Annotated in this window: 14 protein-coding genes and 1 riboswitch; of the genes, 3 read left to right on the forward strand and 11 right to left on the reverse strand. The window is 64.0% G+C overall.

The features are described from left to right. Positions 1–19: 19 nt before the first annotated feature. Genes gshB through rsmI form a run of 3 tightly spaced genes read right to left on the reverse strand, consistent with a single transcriptional unit; the run spans position 20 to position 2217 of the window. Positions 20–994 carry a glutathione synthase gene (gene gshB / locus K663_RS13525; RefSeq protein ID WP_062118529.1) on the reverse strand — a complete coding sequence of 325 codons (975 nt, stop codon included), beginning with the start codon at positions 992–994 and terminating at the stop codon, positions 20–22. Positions 995–1024: 30 nt separating this feature from the next. Next, positions 1025–1378 carry a YraN family protein gene (locus K663_RS13530; protein WP_062118531.1) on the reverse strand — a complete coding sequence of 118 codons (354 nt, stop codon included), beginning with the start codon at positions 1376–1378 and terminating at the stop codon, positions 1025–1027. Further along, positions 1375–2217 (reverse strand): 16S rRNA (cytidine(1402)-2'-O)-methyltransferase, encoded by an 843-nt coding sequence (gene rsmI / locus K663_RS13535; RefSeq protein WP_062118533.1) that lies wholly within the window; start codon positions 2215–2217, stop codon positions 1375–1377. Before rsmI ends, K663_RS13530 begins: the two co-directional genes overlap by 4 nt. A gap of 11 nt (positions 2218–2228) precedes the next feature. On the opposite strand from rsmI, the gene K663_RS13540 reads away from it, so the two are divergent. Further along, positions 2229–3428, forward strand: coding sequence for a penicillin-binding protein activator (locus K663_RS13540; RefSeq protein ID WP_062118536.1), 1200 nt, complete (start codon positions 2229–2231; stop codon positions 3426–3428). Positions 3429–3442: 14 nt separating this feature from the next. Here K663_RS13540 and K663_RS13545 read toward each other — a convergent pair whose 3' ends face one another. Both K663_RS13545 and K663_RS13550 read right to left on the reverse strand, forming a co-directional pair. Continuing rightward, complete coding sequence (locus K663_RS13545) at positions 3443–4222, reverse strand: ABC transporter ATP-binding protein (protein WP_062118539.1); 780 nt, start codon at positions 4220–4222, stop codon at positions 3443–3445. Further along, positions 4216–5211 carry a FecCD family ABC transporter permease gene (locus K663_RS13550; RefSeq protein ID WP_062118542.1) on the reverse strand — a complete coding sequence of 332 codons (996 nt, stop codon included), beginning with the start codon at positions 5209–5211 and terminating at the stop codon, positions 4216–4218. Before K663_RS13550 ends, K663_RS13545 begins: the two co-directional genes overlap by 7 nt. 38 nt (positions 5212–5249) lie before the next feature. Here K663_RS13550 and K663_RS13555 point away from each other — a divergent pair, with 38 nt between their 5' ends. Next, positions 5250–6095, forward strand: coding sequence for an ABC transporter substrate-binding protein (locus K663_RS13555; protein WP_062118545.1), 846 nt, complete (start codon positions 5250–5252; stop codon positions 6093–6095). Positions 6096–6131: 36 nt separating this feature from the next. On the opposite strand, the gene K663_RS13560 is transcribed toward K663_RS13555, so the two are convergent. Further along, a complete protein-coding gene (locus K663_RS13560) occupies positions 6132–7970 on the reverse strand; it encodes a TonB-dependent receptor plug domain-containing protein (protein ID WP_062120932.1) in 1839 nt (612 codons plus the stop codon). Positions 7971–8141: 171 nt separating this feature from the next. Next, positions 8142–8380, reverse strand: a riboswitch (cobalamin riboswitch). Positions 8381–8446: 66 nt separating this feature from the next. Here K663_RS13560 and mobA point away from each other — a divergent pair. Next, positions 8447–8980, forward strand: a complete 534-nt coding sequence (gene mobA, locus K663_RS13565; RefSeq protein WP_062118548.1) for a molybdenum cofactor guanylyltransferase — start codon at positions 8447–8449, stop codon at positions 8978–8980. Between the two features lie 80 nt (positions 8981–9060). On the opposite strand, the gene cobA is transcribed toward mobA, so the two are convergent. The 5 genes from cobA to K663_RS13590 form a co-directional block, all read right to left on the reverse strand. Then, positions 9061–9843: a uroporphyrinogen-III C-methyltransferase gene (gene cobA / locus K663_RS13570; RefSeq protein WP_062118549.1), complete on the reverse strand. Its 783-nt coding sequence runs from the start codon at positions 9841–9843 to the stop codon at positions 9061–9063. Next, on the reverse strand, positions 9830–12442 hold the full coding sequence (locus K663_RS13575) for a nitrate reductase (protein WP_062118552.1): 2613 nt from the start codon (positions 12440–12442) through the stop codon (positions 9830–9832). Before K663_RS13575 ends, cobA begins: the two co-directional genes overlap by 14 nt. Positions 12443–12556: 114 nt before the next feature. Further along, positions 12557–12892: a nitrite reductase small subunit NirD gene (gene nirD, locus K663_RS13580; protein ID WP_062120935.1), complete on the reverse strand. Its 336-nt coding sequence runs from the start codon at positions 12890–12892 to the stop codon at positions 12557–12559. 5 nt (positions 12893–12897) lie between these two features. Next, the gene (gene nirB, locus K663_RS13585) at positions 12898–15423 is read right to left on the reverse strand and encodes a nitrite reductase large subunit NirB (protein ID WP_062118555.1); all 2526 of its coding nucleotides are present in this window, start codon (positions 15421–15423) and stop codon (positions 12898–12900) included. Positions 15424–15735: 312 nt separating this feature from the next. Then, positions 15736–16980: a nitrate/nitrite transporter gene (locus tag K663_RS13590; protein WP_062118559.1), complete on the reverse strand. Its 1245-nt coding sequence runs from the start codon at positions 16978–16980 to the stop codon at positions 15736–15738. Between the last annotated feature and the right edge of the window lie 223 nt (positions 16981–17203).

The raw sequence follows: 17203 nt of genomic DNA on the forward strand, positions 1-17203 counted from the left end.
ATGATAGCGGGGTCAAGCGTCAAGCGGCGGCCCGCGCAGCCAGGCGGGCGTCGATGGCGTCCCAGATCATGCCGCCGGTGTCCGTGCCATTAAAGGCGTCGATCGAGACGATGCCGGTAGGAGAGGTCACGTTTATTTCGGTGAGCCACTCACCCCCTATAACGTCAATGCCGACGAACAGCAGGCCGCGACGTTTGAGTTCCGGCCCCATGGCTGCACAGATTTCCAGTTCCCGATCGGTCAGTTCGGTCTTGGCAGCCGATCCGCCGACCGCAAGGTTTGACCGTATTTCGCCAGCGCCGGGAATGCGGTTGATCGCACCTGCGATCTCGCCGTCGATAAGAACGATACGCTTGTCGCCTTGCGCGACGCCCGGAATGAACGCCTGAACCATGAAAGGCTCGACCCACGACGCGTTGAACAGTTCCACCAGTGCGGAGAGGTTTGCGCCGGATTGGCCGACATGAAAGACGGCATTGCCCGCATTGCCGTAGAGCGGCTTGACGACGACTTCCCCATGTTCGGCCAGAAAGCTCTTAACCTCGGCCAGGTCGCGGGTGATCATCGTCGGCGGCATGAATCGCGCATAGTCCAGGACGAACAGCTTTTCAGGCGCGTTTCGAACCGAAGCCGGGTCGTTCACAACCAGCGTTTCGTCCTGCACACGTTCGAGCAGGTGAGTGGCAGTGATATAGCTGAGATCGAAGGGCGGGTCCTGTCGCATCAGCACGACGTCCACGTCGCGACCAAGGTCGAGGAGCTCCGATGCCCCAAAGGCGAAATGATCGCCGTCCACCTTCTGCACCTTGACGGGACGGGCCTTCGCCAGGATGCGACCGTCGCGATAGGTGAGGTCGGGCGCGAGATAATGGTAGAGGCGATGCCCCCTCGCCTGCCCCGCCAGCATGATGTGGAAGGTCGAATCGCCCTTGATATTGATCCCTTCCATCGGGTCCATCTGCACAGCGACGGTCAGGGGGTTGAGATCGGTCATCGGACTAGCTGTTCCTTCCGTTCAGGGCTGTCACCCCCCATGCCAGACATTCGCCAGATGGCGCGGCGCGCGCCCCGGTGCAAGGAGGATCACATCGATCCGCATATCATCACCGGGCTTCGCAAGATCGTAGAACAGCATTTCTGCCGCCGCAGCGACGCGCGACAGGCGGCGCTCGTCGATGGCAAGGTCCAGATCGGCGCCGCTTGCACGGGCCTTCACCTCGACAAAGGCAAGCATCGCGCCGCGCCGGGCGACCAGATCAACCTCGCCCGCTGGAGTGCGCAAACGGCGGCCGACGATCTGCCAGCCCTTCAGGCGCAACCACCAGCCCGCGATGCGCTCCGCCTGTCGCCCGCGCCTCTCGGCCTGCTGACGCCTCACCCTTTCAGTTCCATCGCACGTGTGTAAAGGGCGCGGCGGTCGAGACCCAGCTTCTTGGCCACTTCCCCGGCCGCCTTGGAGACCGGAAGCCGCTCCATCGCTTCCAGCAGGGCAGCGTCGGCATCCTCTGCGCTGGCTGGCGGCGCTTCGCCCGGAGGGCCGACGATGACGACGATCTCGCCTTTGGGTGGAGCGTCCGCATAGCGGGCGGAAAGCTCGGAGAGGGTGCCGGTCCGCGTTTCCTCAAACGTCTTGCTGATTTCACGCGATACGGCGGCGTCACGGTCACCCAGATGCTCCGCCATGGCGGCAAGGCTTTCGGAAAGACGCGGCCCGCTTTCGTAGAAGATGAGCGTGGCGCGCAGCGCGGCGACTTCGCCCAGAGCGTCCGCGCGCGCCTTCTGCTTGGCGGGCAGGAACCCCATGAAAAGGAAACGGTCGGTGGGGAGGCCCGACAGGGTGAGCGCGGCGATGACCGCGCTGGGGCCGGGAAGCGTCGTGATGGTCCGTCCAGCGGCACGGGCGTCGCGAACCAGCTTGTAGCCCGGATCGGAAATGAGCGGCGTGCCCGCGTCGGAAAGCAGCGCGACCGATTCGCCCGCCATGCGCTCGATCAGGCGCGCACGCACGCCTTCGGCGCTATGGTCATGATAGGGGATCATCGGCCGGTCTGATCCCGCATGCCGCAATAAGCGTGCGCTCACCCGTGTATCTTCCACGGCGATTACATCGGCAAGGCGCAGGACTTCGGCTGCGCGCGGGCTAAGGTCTCCAAGGTTGCCGATCGGCCCCGCAACGATGTAAAGCCCGGGCTCCAGCCCAGAAGATTGAGTTTCCATAAGGACGCCAGATGACAGAGACGGATGCCTCCCGGCAAGCGAACATGTTCGCGGCCATGAAGCGCGGCGCGCGCATGATATTCGCGGCCAGCGCATTGCTGGTCGCTGCCTGTCAGTCGGTCGTTCCACGGGGCGCGGGCCCTGCACCTGTCGATCCCGCACCCAGCGGTCCCGATGTGACCCAAGGACTGCCCACCGACACGATGCGCCATCGCGTGGCGCTGCTGGTGCCATTGAGCGGTCCCAACGCTGGCGTGGGTCAGTCGATCGCCAATGCGACCACGCTGGCGCTGCTGGATACCAAGGCGGATCGGGTACGGATCACCACCTATGACACCGGCATGGGCGCGGCGGCGGCCGTCAACAAGGCCCTGGCCGAAGGCAACCGGCTGATCCTTGGCCCTTTATTGGCCGAAGATGCGCGGATCATCGGCCCGATCGCGGCGCGTGCCAACGTGCCGGTCATCAGCTTTTCCAACGATGTCAGCGTTGCCGGGAACGGCGTCTACATCATGGGCTACAATCCCAACCAGTCGATCGATCGGGTCGTCGAATTCGCAAAAGCCAAGGGACTTTCGAAATTCGCGGCGTTGATACCCAAGGGCACCTATGGCGAGCGGTCGGGCACGTCCCTGCTCCGGGCGGTAGAGGCAGAAGGCGGGACGGTCGTGTCTATGCAGACATTCGACCGGACGCCTGCGTCCATGACGGCCGCGGTCAAGAAATTGCAGGCGTCGTCCAGCTATGACGCGCTGCTGATCGCAGACAGCGGCCGGGTCGCTATGCAGCTGGCCCCGATCGTGCGAAAAAATGGCGGGGCCACCGCACGCCTGCTGGGGACGGAATTGTGGAATACGGACAGGGGGCTGGCATCCGTCCCGGCACTGCGCGGCGCGTGGTTCGCCACTGTTTCCGACGGACTCTATGGCCAGCTGGCGAACAAATATCGCGCACGCTATGGCAGCGCACCGTTCCGCCTGTCGGCACTGGGCTATGACGCCGTGCTGTTGACCGTGCGGATCGCGCGCGACTGGAAGCCTGGGACGACTTTCCCGGCCGCCAGGCTCCGCGATTCGGGCGGCTTTTCCGGCATCGACGGCGCATTCCGCTTCGGCCGGAATGGCGTGGCGGAACGCGCGCTGGAAGTATCGGAAATCAGCACGGGCACCTATACGGTAGTGGCAGCCGCTCCCAAGGCTTTTGGGGAGTAATAAACTCTCCCTGTTTAGCCTCTGATTCGCCCCGTCGGCAGGATCAGAGGCCATTCGCCATCAGGCTCGATGCAAGCCGATATGCCGTAGACCTCAGCAAGGCTTTGTTCGGTCAGCACCGCCATCGGCTTGCCATCAGCGACCAGCCTGCCCTTGTCCATCAGCAGCAACCGGTCGCAATAGCGCGCCGCCATGCCCAGGTCGTGCAGCACAGTCACCACCAACGACCCGGCGCTCGCTTCGGCCTTGAGCAAGTCCATCACATCAAGCTGATGCCCCGGATCCAGCGCGGCGAGCGGTTCGTCGGCGATCAGCGCGGGAGCGCCCACCGCCAGCGCGCGGGCCAGCAGGACGCGGGCGCGCTCGCCACCCGACAGTTCCGTCGCGATTCGGCCCTTCAAATGCAGAACATCGGCGCGGGTGAGCGCGGCATCGACAATGGCCTCATCCTGATCTGACAGGTGGGACAGTGGCCCCAGATGCGGCATCCGGCCGAGCGCCACCAGCCGTTCCACCAATAACGGCCAATGCAGCGTCTGGCCCTGCGGCAGATAGGCTACCCGACGCGCCACATCCTTGCGACTGAGGCTGGCGATCGGACTCTCATCAATCCAGACCTCGCCGCTTTTCGCACGGACAAGGCCCAGCAGGGCACGGATCAGCGTCGATTTGCCCGCGCCATTGGGACCGATGATGCCGACCAGCTGGCCCGGCTCCAGCGTCATGGTAACGGCGGTTACGGCGGCATGACGCCCAAGGCGGACGGACAGGCTTTCGGCCCGGATGGTCACCATAGCCGCCGCTCCCGCATCAGGTGGACCAGAAAGACCGGCACGCCAAGCAACGCGGTGAGCACGCCGAGCTTCAATTCGCTGCTGGTCGGGATCAGCCGGACACCAATGTCGGCGAAGGTGAGCAGCGCCGCCCCCCCGAGCAGCGAAGGGAGCAGGATCGCCGAAGGCGAACGGTCGGTCAGCGGACGAACCAGATGCGGCACGATCAGGCCGACGAAACCGATCGCGCCGGAAACCGCAACCGCCCCACCCACGCCGATGGCGACGCCCAGCATGATGCGCAGCCGCGCCTTGCCAAGGTCAGCGCCCAGCGCCTGCGCGCCCTCCTCGCCCAGCGTCAGCGCATCGAGCGTGCGGCCATCGGCGAACAGGAGCGCGCCACCGATGAGGACGCAGGGCAGCGCGATCCAAACATGGGCATAGCTGCGGTTTTCAAGGCTGCCCATCAACCAGCTCATAATCTCCATCGCCGCGAACGGGTTAGGTGAGAGGTTGAGCGACAGGCTGATACCAGCCCCCGCCAGCGTGGCGACGGCGATACCCGCGAGGATCAGCGTCAGCGGGCTTTCAGATGGCCCCGCGAGCAGGAAAAGCGCGGTGATCGCCATCAGGCTGGTGGCGATTGCCATGATAGGCAATATGGCCGGGTGCATCTGCGCCAGACCGAAATATATGGCGCAGACAGCGCCCAGCGCGGCGGCATTGGATGCACCAAGGACCGAGGGCTCGGCCAGCGGGTTGCGCAGATAACCCTGCAGGGCGGCCCCAGCCAGCCCGAGCATCGCGCCGACGATGACGCCCAGCAGCATACGCGGCATGCGCAGATCGACAAGAATCGCGCGAGCAACCTCGTCGCCGCCGCCCGTGAGGACCGCAAAAATGCGCGTGGCGCTGAGCGGAACCGCGCCTAGCGTGATCGATCCCAGCGCGGCGAAAATGGTCAGTGCGGCCAGAATAGGGATCAGCATCGGGTGACGGTGCAGGCTCATGGCTTGCGTCCCGGCTGTTGCTTGATAAGGCCCGTTTCATGCGCGGAAAAATGGTGATCGCGGCGCTCTGTGCGCTTGGCTTGACGGGAGCGGCATCCCCCGCTCCCCGGCGAATCGTGTCGCTCAACACCTGCGCCGATCAATATGTGCTGGCGCTCGCCGATCCCGAACAGATCGCGGCGCTCAGTCCCTATGGACATGATCCGGAACTGTCGGCCGCCGTGGCGCGGGCACGCAAGTTTCGCGTCCTTCGGCGTCCCGCGGAGGAAGTGCTGGCGATCCGGCCCGACCTGTTGATCGGCTTTCCCGATGGCGCTGGCGGCGTCGTAGGTGCGCCGTCGGGGCAATGGCGCAGGCTGGGCCTGCCGAGCGCGGACAGTTTCGCGACCATACGGGCGCAAATCCGCGAGGTGGCGACCGCCGTGGGTCATCCCGAGCGCGGCGAAACCCTTATCCGCGCCATGGAGCGCGACCTTGCCGCCCTGCCCCCCGTCCCGCGCGGCGGCGTGGCTGCCTATTACCAGCGGCGCGGGTACATGACCGGTACGGGCACGCTGGTCGATGAGTTGATCCGCCGCGCCGGGCTGACCAATCTTGCCGCCAGGCTGGGCAAGCCAGCGCTGGCCCAGGTGCCGCTGGAGCAGATGATCGCGGCCAGACCAGACTGGCTGATCGTGGAAAGCGGCAGCGAGAAGATCGTCGATCAAGGGACGGAGATGCTGCACCATCCCGCCCTGCGCTCGATCCCACGCATCCGCCTGCCGCAGGCGTGGACGGTGTGCGGCGGGCCTGCCTATGTGAAGGCGGCACGCAGCATCGTGGCGCAGCTTCGCGACGCCAGGCACAGGGCCAAGGCGCAGGTCAACGCTACGCCCGGACGCTGAGGGGCAAAGGCTCACGCCCGCCCCTCTCGCCAGACTTTAGAAACGAACACGCACGCCGCCATAGGCCGAACGCCCATAAGTGTTGTAACCATAGACGGTCGCGTATTCCTCATCGAACAGATTGTCGATGCGGCCATAGATTTCGAGACTGCCGGTAATGGGCAAGGATGCGCGCACGCCCAGCAGCGCATAGCCATCAAGTGACTGCGTGTTGGCGGCGTCGTTGAAGCTGTCGCCCACCATCGTCAGGGTCGCTCCGGCTGACAGGCCAAAAGTCCATATGTAGTCAGCCGAAACGCTGACAGCGTCCTTGGCGCGGCGGGGCAGCAGCTTTCCTTCGTTGATGCCGCCTTCGGAGCGATCCACCGCATCGACATAGCTGTATGCTGCGGTGACCGTAAGCGCATCGACCGGCTTCAGCGTCACGGCCGCCTCGATACCCTCGGCGCGGGTGCGGGTGAGGTTGATATATTGCCCGAACGGCGGGATGACGCCGTCGAAATAGATCTGGTCGCGCGTGTCGCGGCGGAAAGCGGTGACGGAAAACAACGCGCGCCCTCCGTCCAGGCTCTGGTCAAAGCCGATATCATAGCTCTTCGACCTTTCAGGCTGCAAAGCGGGGTTGCCGTTGAAGCCATCGTAAAGCTGATAGAGCGAGGGAGCCTTGAAACCCTCGCCGTAGCTGGCGCGGATATTGGTCGCGCCGTCATTGGGGGTGTAGTTGGCGTTCGCGCCTAAGGTGGTCGCGCCGCCAAACTGGCTATGGTCATCATGACGCACGCCGCCAGTCAGCGACAGCCCGATAAAGGGCTTGACGACGGCAAGGGCGAAGACGCTGTCGATGTTCGCCTTCGCGCCTCCCGATCCAAAGCCGTAAAAGTCGTAATCCGGGCTCTCATGCTCATAGCCGAACACCAGCTTCGCCTGATCGAAGGGCTGGTAGACGCCTTCATACTCGAAACGCAGATTGGTGCCCGAATAACCATAGTCCCCGAAGGACGAGAAATAGTCGCGGTCGTTGCGGAACCAGGTGACCGCCGCCCTCTGCGTCAGCTTGCCGTCAAGCAGGGCAAGGTTAAGGCCCGCATAGCCGATATATTGGTTCAGCTTGCTGCTGTCCGTGGACTCCATCGGCTCGGCGAAGAAAATATCGGTGTCGAGGTCGGCGTGGATATAATAGCCGCGCAGGTCGAGGCTCAGATTATCGGCCAAGCTAAACTTCAGCTTGGCGTGGGCGGCGATATTTTCATAGCCATCCTTTTCCGTGCCACCCTGCGCAGCCGAAATGCCGTCGGTGCGGAACCATACGGCCCCCGCGCTTCCCGACACGATGCCGCTACTGCCCGAAACGTCCGCCTTTGCATTCACCGTATCGGCATAGCCGTAATCCACCGAGGCGGACCCGCCAAAGCCATCGCCTGGTTCTCCGGTCATGATGTTGACGACGCCGCCGATTGCCTGGCTGCCATAAACGACCGAGTTGGAACCCCGCAGTATCTCGATCCGCCGGATATTGCCCGTCAGCAGATTGCCGAAATCATAAGCGTCGCCAATGCCGCTGGGATCGTTGATCTTGACGCCATCCAACAGCACCAGCGTCTGCGTCGTTTCAGCGCCCCGGATTGAAATGCCGGTCACTCCGCCAACAGCATCAGCGCGATTGAAGCGAATGCCGGGCGTGGTCGCGATCAGGTCCGCCACGCTGACATTCTGGCGCGTCTCGATGGTCTGCGCATCAATGACGGAAACCGCCTGACCGACTTCATCCCGCGGCTGTTCAATGCCAAGCGCGGTGACCACGATGCTGTCCGACTGTTCCGCGAGTGCGGGCGTGGCAGCCAGCAGCGCCACGAGCGATATTCCGATTTTCAACATTATATTGTCTTCCCTGAGCGTCACGCGACTTCAGGCAGGAGCATCCGCGCAAACGGTCGGCATGCGGGAAGGACAGACGCCAGTGTCCCGCCCCGCGCACCGATGCGGCTCCCGCCGCTGCGTCGCTCAGACGGAAAACACCGTGCCCGGGCCGATCCCTGGGCCCAAGGCAAGAGCGACCATGCGCCGGCAGGTCTCCTGGCTCGCGGGTCAAGGCAGCGATGCACAAGCCTTCCCGGGCTGACGCCCAGTGGCTGGTCCCTTCGCCTTCCCCTTTCGAAAGCGCAGGTCCCCCGTGCATCGCGCTCGCCGCTTACAGTTGCAGGGACAGCCGCGGAGTTGGATGGGCAAGCCATCCGCACCGCATTCCCTTTCAAGCCCAAATGGGCACCGGCGCGATCTTCTTCATGTCAACGGTTGCCCGCTCACGCGGCGCGCCATAGGGGAAAGACAGGGTTCTGCCAAGGAGTGGTTGGATGCGATTGCTGGGCGCAGTGCTTGCCGGAGGACGATCCAGCCGGTTCGGAAGCGACAAGGCGGCGGCCCTTCTGCCAGACGGGCGCACGCTGCTGGATCATGCCGTGGCGGCGATAACTCCGCACGTGGAAGCTGTCGTCGTCTGCGGGCGGGATATCGAAGGCATGACATGCCTTGCCGACCGGCCAGCGCCTGACATGGGGCCACTGGGCGGGCTGAACGCGGCGCTGCATCATGCGGCCGAACAGGGGTTTGACGCGGTGCTGACCACCGGGTGCGACATGCCGGTCTATCCGGTGGCACTGGCCGAAGCGCTGGTCGGCGATTGTGCGGCGGTGCTCAAGGGTCAGCAACTGGCGGGCTTCTGGCCTGCATCCCTCGCAGTCGGGATGGACGCACATCTGGCAGAGGACAACAACCGGTCCATATATGGTTGGCTGGACCGGATCGGCGCCCGCATTGTCGATCGGACGGATATTGTGCTGCCCAATATCAACCGGCAGGAAGATCTGAACAGGTTGGGCAATGTCTGAGCTTGTCGATGCCCCTCACCTTCCTTCCAACTAAGGCAGAGGCATCGACAAGCTCAAGGAGAAGACATGGAGGCAGGGCCTCAGACCTGAAGGGCGACGCTCGCGGCGACATCCACAGGCATGGCCGTGCCCGCCACGGCTTCACCAATCAAAAGCAGGGTCGGGTCTTCATCGCTGATGGTCGCCACCAGAAAGGCGAGCGCGGAAAGCTTGCCCCGGATGAGGCGTTCGGTGGGCAGCGAGACGTTGACCGCAACCATCACCGGCGTTTCCGGATCGCGGCCAGCAGCGATAAGCTGCCGGCTGATCTCTCCGGCGGCGGCGCGGCCCATATAGATGCCAAGCGTGCCGCCGGGGCGCGCGAGCGCTTCCCAGTCCAGCTTGAGCGGCTCGCCTGCCTTCAGATGCGCCGTCACCAGCGTCAGCCCGCGCGCGACGCCGCGCAGGGTGAGCGAGGCGCTGCCGCTCGCAGCAGCAGCACTGGCGGTGGTGATGCCCGGACAGATGCGAAAACGGACGCCGTCCGCGGCCAGATGCTCCATCTCCTCGGCGGAGCGGCCAAAGATCGATGGATCGCCGCCCTTGAGGCGCACGACACGCTTTCCAGCCTTCGCGGCGGCGAGCAGCAGATCGTTGATGCTTTCCTGCGCCTTGCTATGGCGGCCAGAACGCTTGCCGACGCTGATGCGTTCAACGCTAGCAGGGATGAGATCAAGGACGCCGGGACCGACGAGCGCGTCATAAAAGACGACATCTGCCGCGGCGATCAGCTTTTCGGCCTTGCGGGTGAGAAGGTCGGGATCGCCGGGGCCAGCGCCCACCAGCCAGACCTCACCGGGGGCAATCAGTTCATTCTGCTGCATGGAGGGCCTCCTGCGGGATTTGGGCAAGGATGTTGGCGAGTGCGGGCCGGCAGGAGCCGCAATTGGTTCCTGCGCCGATCGCCTTGCCGATGGCGGGCACATCGACCAGGCTCTGCTCGCGAATGGCGGTCATGATCTGGTTGAGGCCGATATCGAAGCAGACGCAGATCGTCGCGCCCTTGTCCGGCTGGCTGCCCGGCCCGCGCGCCGCGAGCACCGAACCGCCCACGCCGTCGGCCTCCAGTTGCCGGATCAGCCAGTCGCGCGAGGGCAGCAAGCCGGTACGCGTCACGAACAGCACGCCGCACAGCTTGCCCTCGCTGATGGTCGCGATCCGGCGGGTGCCGCGCGATGCGTCCATCGCCTCGACCCGGTCGCCGTTGGGCAGGAAAGCCTCCAGCCGCGCCGGATCGCCATTGCCCGCCACCTCGTAAAGGGCGCCACCGGGCACGCTGATCTTCGTCGCCCACAGGCAGGGCAGCTTCACCGGCTCCGATCCGCGCAGGATCAGAAAACCCTTCCATTCGGTCGCGACCTTCTCGACGCTGGCCGGGGTCGATTTGAAGCCCGGCTGGCCCGAATGAGGATCGACGAGGGGCCGGGGCAGCAGGCCGGTGCGGCCGCCGCTCGACATCTGGTCGGTCCAGTGGATCGGCGTGAAGATTTCGCCCGGGCGCTGGCCATCGCTGATCGCGACGCGGAAGATGCTGTTGCCCTGCGCGGTCTGGACGCGCGCCAGATCGCGATCGACGATGCCCAGTTCGTCGGCGTCGCGCGGATGGATTTCCACCAGCGGCTCCTCGCGGTGACGCGCCAGCTTGGGCGAGAGGCCAGTGCGGCTCATCGTGTGCCACTGGTCGCGATAGCGCCCGGTGTTGAGCGTCATTGGCCACTGCTTCAGTGGCTCCTGAATATCCATCTGCTTCGTCAGGACGAACCGCGCCTTGCCGTCGGGCGTCGAAAAATGCCCATCCGAAAACGGCCTTTCTTCACCCCAGCGAAACGGCTCCATCGCCTCGTAGGCATCGTTGCCGATGGTCGCATAGCTGCGCAAGTTAAGCACACGCTGGCCGTCATTCTGATAGGCGGTCAGGCGCGCATGCTCGCGCCAGATGTCCGCGGGCCGGTCATAGGCGAAGGCGTTGCGCCAACCCATGCGGCGGGCAACTTCGGTGACGATCCACCAGTCGGGCCTGGCCTCGCCGGGCAAGTCCAGGAAGGGACGCTGGCGGCTGATGGTCCGGTCCGAATTGGTGACGGTGCCGTCCTTCTCCCCCCAGCCAGCAGCGGGCAGGCGCACATCGGCATGAACGCTGGTGTCGGTGTCGGCCATGATGTCGGACACGGCGAGGAAGGGCACGCTCTCCAGCGCCTCGCGCACACTATTGGCATCGGGCAGCGAGACGGCGGGGTTGGTCGCCATCACCCAGAGCGCCTTGACCCGGCCTTCATTGATCGCGCGGAAGAGATCGACGGCTTTCAGGCCCGGCTTGGTCGCCATGCGCGGCGCAGCCCAGAAGCGGCCTACCCGCTCCACATTTTCGGGCGCGAAGTCCATGTGGCTGGCCAGCGTCGAGGCAAGCCCGCCGACTTCGCGGCCACCCATGGCGTTGGGCTGGCCGGTGATCGAGAATGGCGCGGCTCCCGGCTTGCCGATGCGGCCGGTGGCGAGATGGACGTTGATGATTGCGTTCACCTGATCGGTGCCGCGGATCGACTGGTTGATGCCCTGGCTGAACATGGTGACGGTGCGCGGGGTCGCGGCGAACAGCTTGAAGAACTGTTCCAGCAGCGCAGGCGCGATGTCGCAGGTCTTGGCGGTGGTCCAAAGGTCGTGATGCTCACGGATATGCTCCCAAAAACCTTCGGGTGCATTGACATGATCAGCGATGTAGGCGGGATCGGTGACGCCCTCCTGGTCGCACCAGGCAAGCAGGCCGTTCATCAGCGCGACGTCGGTGCCGGGCTTTACGGCCAGATGCAGGTCCGCGCCTTCGCAGGTTTCGGTGCGGCGCGGGTCGATGACCACCAGCTTGGTCCCACGCGCGGCGCGCGCTGCCTGGATGCGCTGATAGACTATCGGGTGGCACCAGGCGGTGTTGGAGCCGACCAGCACGATGAGATCCGCTTCGTCCAGATCGTCATAGGTGGCGGGCACAACATCCTCGCCAAAGGCGCGATTGTGGCCTGCAACGGCGCTCGACATGCAAAGGCGGCTGTTGGTGTCGATGTTCGATGTGCCAATGAAGCCCTTCATCAGCTTGTTGGCGACATAATAGTCTTCGGTCATCAGTTGGCCGGAGACATAAAAGGCAACGCTGTCGGGACCGTAGCGATCCACAGTCTCGCGGAACTTCTTCGCTACCAGATCCAGCGCCTTGTCCCAGCTGGCGCGCTTGTTGCCGATCATCGGATGCAGCAGGCGGCCTTCCAGCCCAACTGTCTCGCCCAGATGCGTGCCCTTGGAACAGAGGCGGCCAGCATTGGCCGGGTGCGCCTCATCGCCCTTGATCATAACCGACCGGGGCCCGGTCGGCGTGGCCGAAATGCCGCAACCGACGCCGCAATAGGCACAGGTGGTGCGGATGGCCTGGTCCATGCTCTTACCTCTTCTTCCCGAGGAACAAGAATTGGGTGGAGGCGCCTGCCGCAAGGGATGGCCAGCATGGCGCCCCCACCCGGGTCCCCGCCGTTGTGGCTGGGGACCGGAAGCTCACGCAGCCGCTTTCAGCGCCGTGGGGCGGGCGATCAGGATGCGACCGCCCTCCTCTTTCACGGCGATGGTCGGCGTGCAGCCTTCGTCCGCGCCCTGCGCCTCGCCCGTTTTGAGGGCGATGTTCCAGTTATGCAGCGGACAGGCGACGCTGTGGCCATGGACGATGCCCTGGCTCAGCGGTCCCTTCTTGTGCGGACATTCATTGACCAGCGCAAAGACGGTGTCGTCGCTGGTGCGGAATACGGCGATTTCCTTCTCCCCGGCAATCTGCACCGTGCGGGCGCCGCGCTGGGGAATGTCGGCCAGCGTTCCGATGTCGATCCAGTCGGTCATGTCGTTCACTCCGCAGCGATGGCGATGGGTTCAAGATGCTGATGCAGTTCAGCATGCTGGCCCGCGGCGCGTTCAGCCCAGGGGTCGTCCTGGCTGAAGCTCTGCGAATAAAGGAAGCGAGCGCGCAGCGCTTCGCGGCCTGCGTCGTCTTCCACGATCCGCTGCTTGATATACTCGACGCCGACACGCTCGATCCAGGGCGCCGTCCGCTCCAGATAACGCGCTTCCTCGCGGTAGAGCTGGGTGAAGGCGGCGCAATAGTCCATCGCCTCCTGCTCGGTCGCGACCTTGCACAGCAGGTCGGTGGCGCGGACATGGATGCCGCCATTGCCGCCGACATGCAGCTCATAGCCGCTGTCCACGCAGACCACCCCGAAATCCTTGATCGTGGCTTCCGCGCAATTGCGGGGGCAGCCCGACACCGCGATCTTGAACTTGTGGGGCATCCACGACCCCCAGGTCATCCGTTCGATCTTGACGCCAAGGCCGGTCGAGTCCTGTGTGCCGAAGCGGCACCATTCGGACCCGACGCAGGTCTTCACCGTGCGCAGCGACTTACCATAAGCATGGCCCGATACCATGCCCGCGGCATTCAGGTCGGCCCAGACGGCGGGCAGGTCTTCCTTCTTGATGCCGAAAATGTCGAGACGCTGGCCGCCGGTGACCTTCACCATGGGCGCATCATATTTCTCGACCACATCGGCGATCGCGCGCAATTCACGCGGGTTGGTCAGGCCACCCCACATGCGCGGGACGACGGAATAGGTGCCGTCTTTCTGGATATTGGCATGCATGCGCTCGTTGACGAAGCGGCTCTGCTGGTCGTCGACATATTCGCCGGGCAGCGCGCAAAGCAGGTAATAGTTGAGCGCCGGGCGGCAGGACGAGCAGCCATCGGGCGTCGACCAGTGCAGCTTCTGCATCACTTCCGGGATCGAGCGCATATTCTGCGCCACGATCTCGCGGCGGACATCGTCATGGCCAAAGCTGGTGCACTTGCACATAGTCTTGGGACCAGACTGAACGTCATCGCCCAGCACCACCGCCAGCAGATTTTCGACAAGGCCGGTGCAGCTGCCGCAGCTGGCCGAAGCCTTGCAAGTGCCGCGCACCGCATCAAGGCTGCATGCGCCCTTTTCGATGCAAGCGACGACCTGGCCCTTGCTGACGCCGTTGCAGCCGCAGATCTCGGCATCATCCGAGAGCGCCGCAACGGCCGCCTTAGGGTCCAGCGCGCCTCCTCCAGAGGCGAAAGCCTGGCCGAAGATCAGCAAGTCGCGGATTTCGCCGACGTCCTCGCCACGCTTGAGCAGGTCGAAATACCAGCCGCCGTCCGCCGTGTCGCCGTACAGGACCGCGCCGATGACCTTGTCTTCCTTGACCACGACACGCTTGTACACACCGCGCGAGGCGTCGCGCAGGACGATGTCCTCACAACCTTCGCCGCCCGAAAAGTCACCGGCGGAAAAGACATCCAGACCCGCCACCTTGAGCTTGGTCGAGGTAACCGAACCCCTGTAGCCCGTATGCTGGTCGGTCAGGCCATCGGCCAGGCTGCGGCACATGTCCCACAGAGGGGCAACGAGACCGTAGACATTGCCGTCATGCTCGACGCACTCACCGACCGCCAGGACATCGGGGTCGCTCGTGACCATATGGTCATCGACCTTGATGCCGCGATTGACTTCCAGACCGGCTTCTCGGGCCAGCGCCGTCGATGGGCGGATGCCCACTGCCATGACGACCAGGCTCGCCGGAATTTCCGTCCCGTCCTTCAGGCGGACACCCTCGACCCTGCCGTCACCATAGATGGCTTCGGTGTTGGCGCCGGTCAAAATGGTCTGGCCGCGTGCTTCGAGCGCGCTCTTGAGCAGCCATCCCGCCGCTTCATCCAGCTGACGCTCCATCAGCGTGTCCATCAGGTGGATGACCGTGACCTTCATACCGCGCAGGGTCAGGCCATGCGCGGCTTCCAGGCCAAGCAGGCCGCCGCCGATCACTACCGCCCGTCCCTGCTCCCCATCTGGGCCGCCGCCATTCGCGGCCTCCAACATGGTATCGACATCCTTCATGTCGCGGAAGCTGATGACGCCGGGCAGGTCCTTGCCCGGCACCGGAATGATGAACGGATCGGAACCCGTCGCGATCAGCAGCTTGTCATAGCCAACGGTGCGACCAGACTGGCTCGTGACCGTCTTGGCGACGCGGTCGATACCCGTCACCGGATCACCCGCGATCAGCTCGATATTATTGTCCGAATACCATTCGCGGCTGTTGATGACGATGTCGTCAAAGCTCTTTTCCCCGGCCAGAACCGGCGAAAGCATGATGCGGTTATAATTCACATAAGGCTCTGCGCCGAAGATGGTGACGCGATAGCGCCCCGCATCCCGCGCCAGCAGTTCCTCGATCGCGCGGCAACCGGCCATGCCGTTGCCAACAACCACCAGATGTTCACGAACATCTTCCGACGGTACGAAGATCTCTTCTTCGTTGGCCGTTGCCGGTCCGGCGTTGCTCTGAAAATCCATCCCTTGACTCCAGAATAAAAAAAGGCCGCCATCCGGACTCTTGGGTTTTGAACCCAAAAGTCTGGATGGCGGCCTTGCCATCATTCACGCTTCCCGCGGTCCGTCCATGGACCAGGTCAGCTATGTAGGTGGAGGACAACCTTGTCCTTCGCACTGCAGCATAAATGAAAGGCGGGGTGGGTCAAGCGATTCGTGGAAAGTTTTTCGTCTTTCCGATACGATTTGCTCGCCCCTCTACGCACGGAAACCGTACGAAATTAAGGGCGGCGGCTCCTCTTTCGAGTGCCGCCGCCTCCCCTCCTGTCAACCTTTTCAGATGCGGGCAGCGCTGCTCCAGGTCGCGCGCCAGCGGGCACGGACCAGCGAGATGCCGAGGAAAGCAGCCACCGACAGGCCCGCGAAGATCAGGAAGCCGGGCGCGAAGCTGCCGGTGAACTGCTTTGCGATGCCCAGCGACGAGGCGAGGTAGAAGCCGCCAATGCCGCCAGCCATGCCGACCAGCCCGGTCATGACACCAATCTCTTCCTGGAAGCGCTGGGGCACGAGCTGGAACACCGCACCGTTACCAGCGCCCAGCGCCAGCATCGCGGCGACGAAGAAGGCAAGCGCCGATACTAGCGTCGGCGCATAGGCCACAGCGGCCAAGGCCAGCGCAGCGGCAACATAGACCATCATCAACGCTTTGACGCCGCCGATCTTGTCCGCCAGCGCACCGCCCATCGGACGAATCAGCGACCCGGCGAACACGCACCCAGCCGTGCAGTAGCCCGCAACGATCGGGGTCAGGCCGAACTGGTCAGTGAAGTAGATGGGCAGCGACGCCGCAAGGCCGACGAAACCGCCGAACGTCACTGAATAAAAGCCCATCAACCACCAGGCGTCAGCGGTCTTGAGCGGCCGAAAATAGTCGACCAGCTTCTTGGGGGCGGGCGCGTTAGGCGCGTTCTTCGCCATGAACATATAAGCGATGAAGACGATGGTGAGCGGAATGCAGGCCAGACCCAGCACTGAGTTCCAACCGAAAAACTTGGCCAGAACCGGGGCGAAAAGTGACGCAAGCACCGTGCCCGAATTGCCCATGCCTGCCAGACCCATGGCCTTGCCCTGATGTTCGGGCGGATACCAGCGGCTCGCGAGCGGCAAGGCAATGGCGAAGCTGGCGCCCGCAAAGCCCAGAATGACGCCCAGCGCCAGCGTGCCGCCAAAGCTGTTCACGCCCATAAGCCACGCCATGAACAAGCCGACGATGACGATCACCTGGCTGATCGCGCCCGCCTGCTTACAGCCGATCCAATCGACCAGCAGGCCGTTGACGACGCGAAGCAAAGCGCCCGCCAGCGTCGGGACAGCGACCATCAGCCCCTTTTCCGCAGGGGTCAGCCCCAACGTCAGCGAAATGGACGGAGCGAGGGGGCCAAGCAGCACCCACACCATGAAAGCGAGGTCGAAATACAGGAATGCGGCGATCAGAGTGGGCGTATGGCCCGCTTTCCAGAAGCTGGTCTGGCCGACTTCCCCTTCGCCGCCTTTCTCGCGGTCCCAATAAGCAGTTGCCATGATGACGTCCCTCAATCTTGTGAAATGGACACAAAAAAAGCCGCTCTCCGGAGGCCCGTTATTGACGGGGTCCGGCCAGCGGCTTTGCTGCAAAATCTGTCTGAGGAGAGCGCGATCCCATCCTTGGGCGTGCTCATCCATGTACGCGCATCGTCGCGCGACCTTTTCCTTATCTAATGATTCGCGTTATGTTGCAAGGCACAATTTTCGCGCTTGCCGGCCG

Source organism: Sphingobium sp. MI1205, from assembly GCF_001563285.1.
GTDB lineage: Bacteria > Pseudomonadota > Alphaproteobacteria > Sphingomonadales > Sphingomonadaceae > Sphingobium.

What these genes read in the sequence shown, in the direction of transcription:
- K663_RS13540 (WP_062118536.1), top strand. Translation starts at nt 2,229, where the DNA reads ATGACAGAGACGGATGCCTCCCGGCAAGCGAACATGTTCGCGGCCATG.
- K663_RS13590 (WP_062118559.1), bottom strand. Translation starts at nt 16,980, where the DNA reads ATGGCAACTGCTTATTGGGACCGCGAGAAAGGCGGCGAAGGGGAAGTC.
- mobA (WP_062118548.1), top strand. Translation starts at nt 8,447, where the DNA reads ATGCGATTGCTGGGCGCAGTGCTTGCCGGAGGACGATCCAGCCGGTTC.
- gshB (WP_062118529.1), bottom strand. Translation starts at nt 994, where the DNA reads ATGACCGATCTCAACCCCCTGACCGTCGCTGTGCAGATGGACCCGATG.
- K663_RS13575 (WP_062118552.1), bottom strand. Translation starts at nt 12,442, where the DNA reads ATGGACCAGGCCATCCGCACCACCTGTGCCTATTGCGGCGTCGGTTGC.
- nirD (WP_062120935.1), bottom strand. Translation starts at nt 12,892, where the DNA reads ATGACCGACTGGATCGACATCGGAACGCTGGCCGACATTCCCCAGCGC.
- K663_RS13550 (WP_062118542.1), bottom strand. Translation starts at nt 5,211, where the DNA reads ATGAGCCTGCACCGTCACCCGATGCTGATCCCTATTCTGGCCGCACTG.
- cobA (WP_062118549.1), bottom strand. Translation starts at nt 9,843, where the DNA reads ATGCAGCAGAATGAACTGATTGCCCCCGGTGAGGTCTGGCTGGTGGGC.
- rsmI (WP_062118533.1), bottom strand. Translation starts at nt 2,217, where the DNA reads ATGGAAACTCAATCTTCTGGGCTGGAGCCCGGGCTTTACATCGTTGCG.
- K663_RS13560 (WP_062120932.1), bottom strand. Translation starts at nt 7,970, where the DNA reads ATGTTGAAAATCGGAATATCGCTCGTGGCGCTGCTGGCTGCCACGCCC.
- K663_RS13555 (WP_062118545.1), top strand. Translation starts at nt 5,250, where the DNA reads ATGCGCGGAAAAATGGTGATCGCGGCGCTCTGTGCGCTTGGCTTGACG.
- nirB (WP_062118555.1), bottom strand. Translation starts at nt 15,423, where the DNA reads ATGGATTTTCAGAGCAACGCCGGACCGGCAACGGCCAACGAAGAAGAG.
- K663_RS13545 (WP_062118539.1), bottom strand. Translation starts at nt 4,222, where the DNA reads ATGGTGACCATCCGGGCCGAAAGCCTGTCCGTCCGCCTTGGGCGTCAT.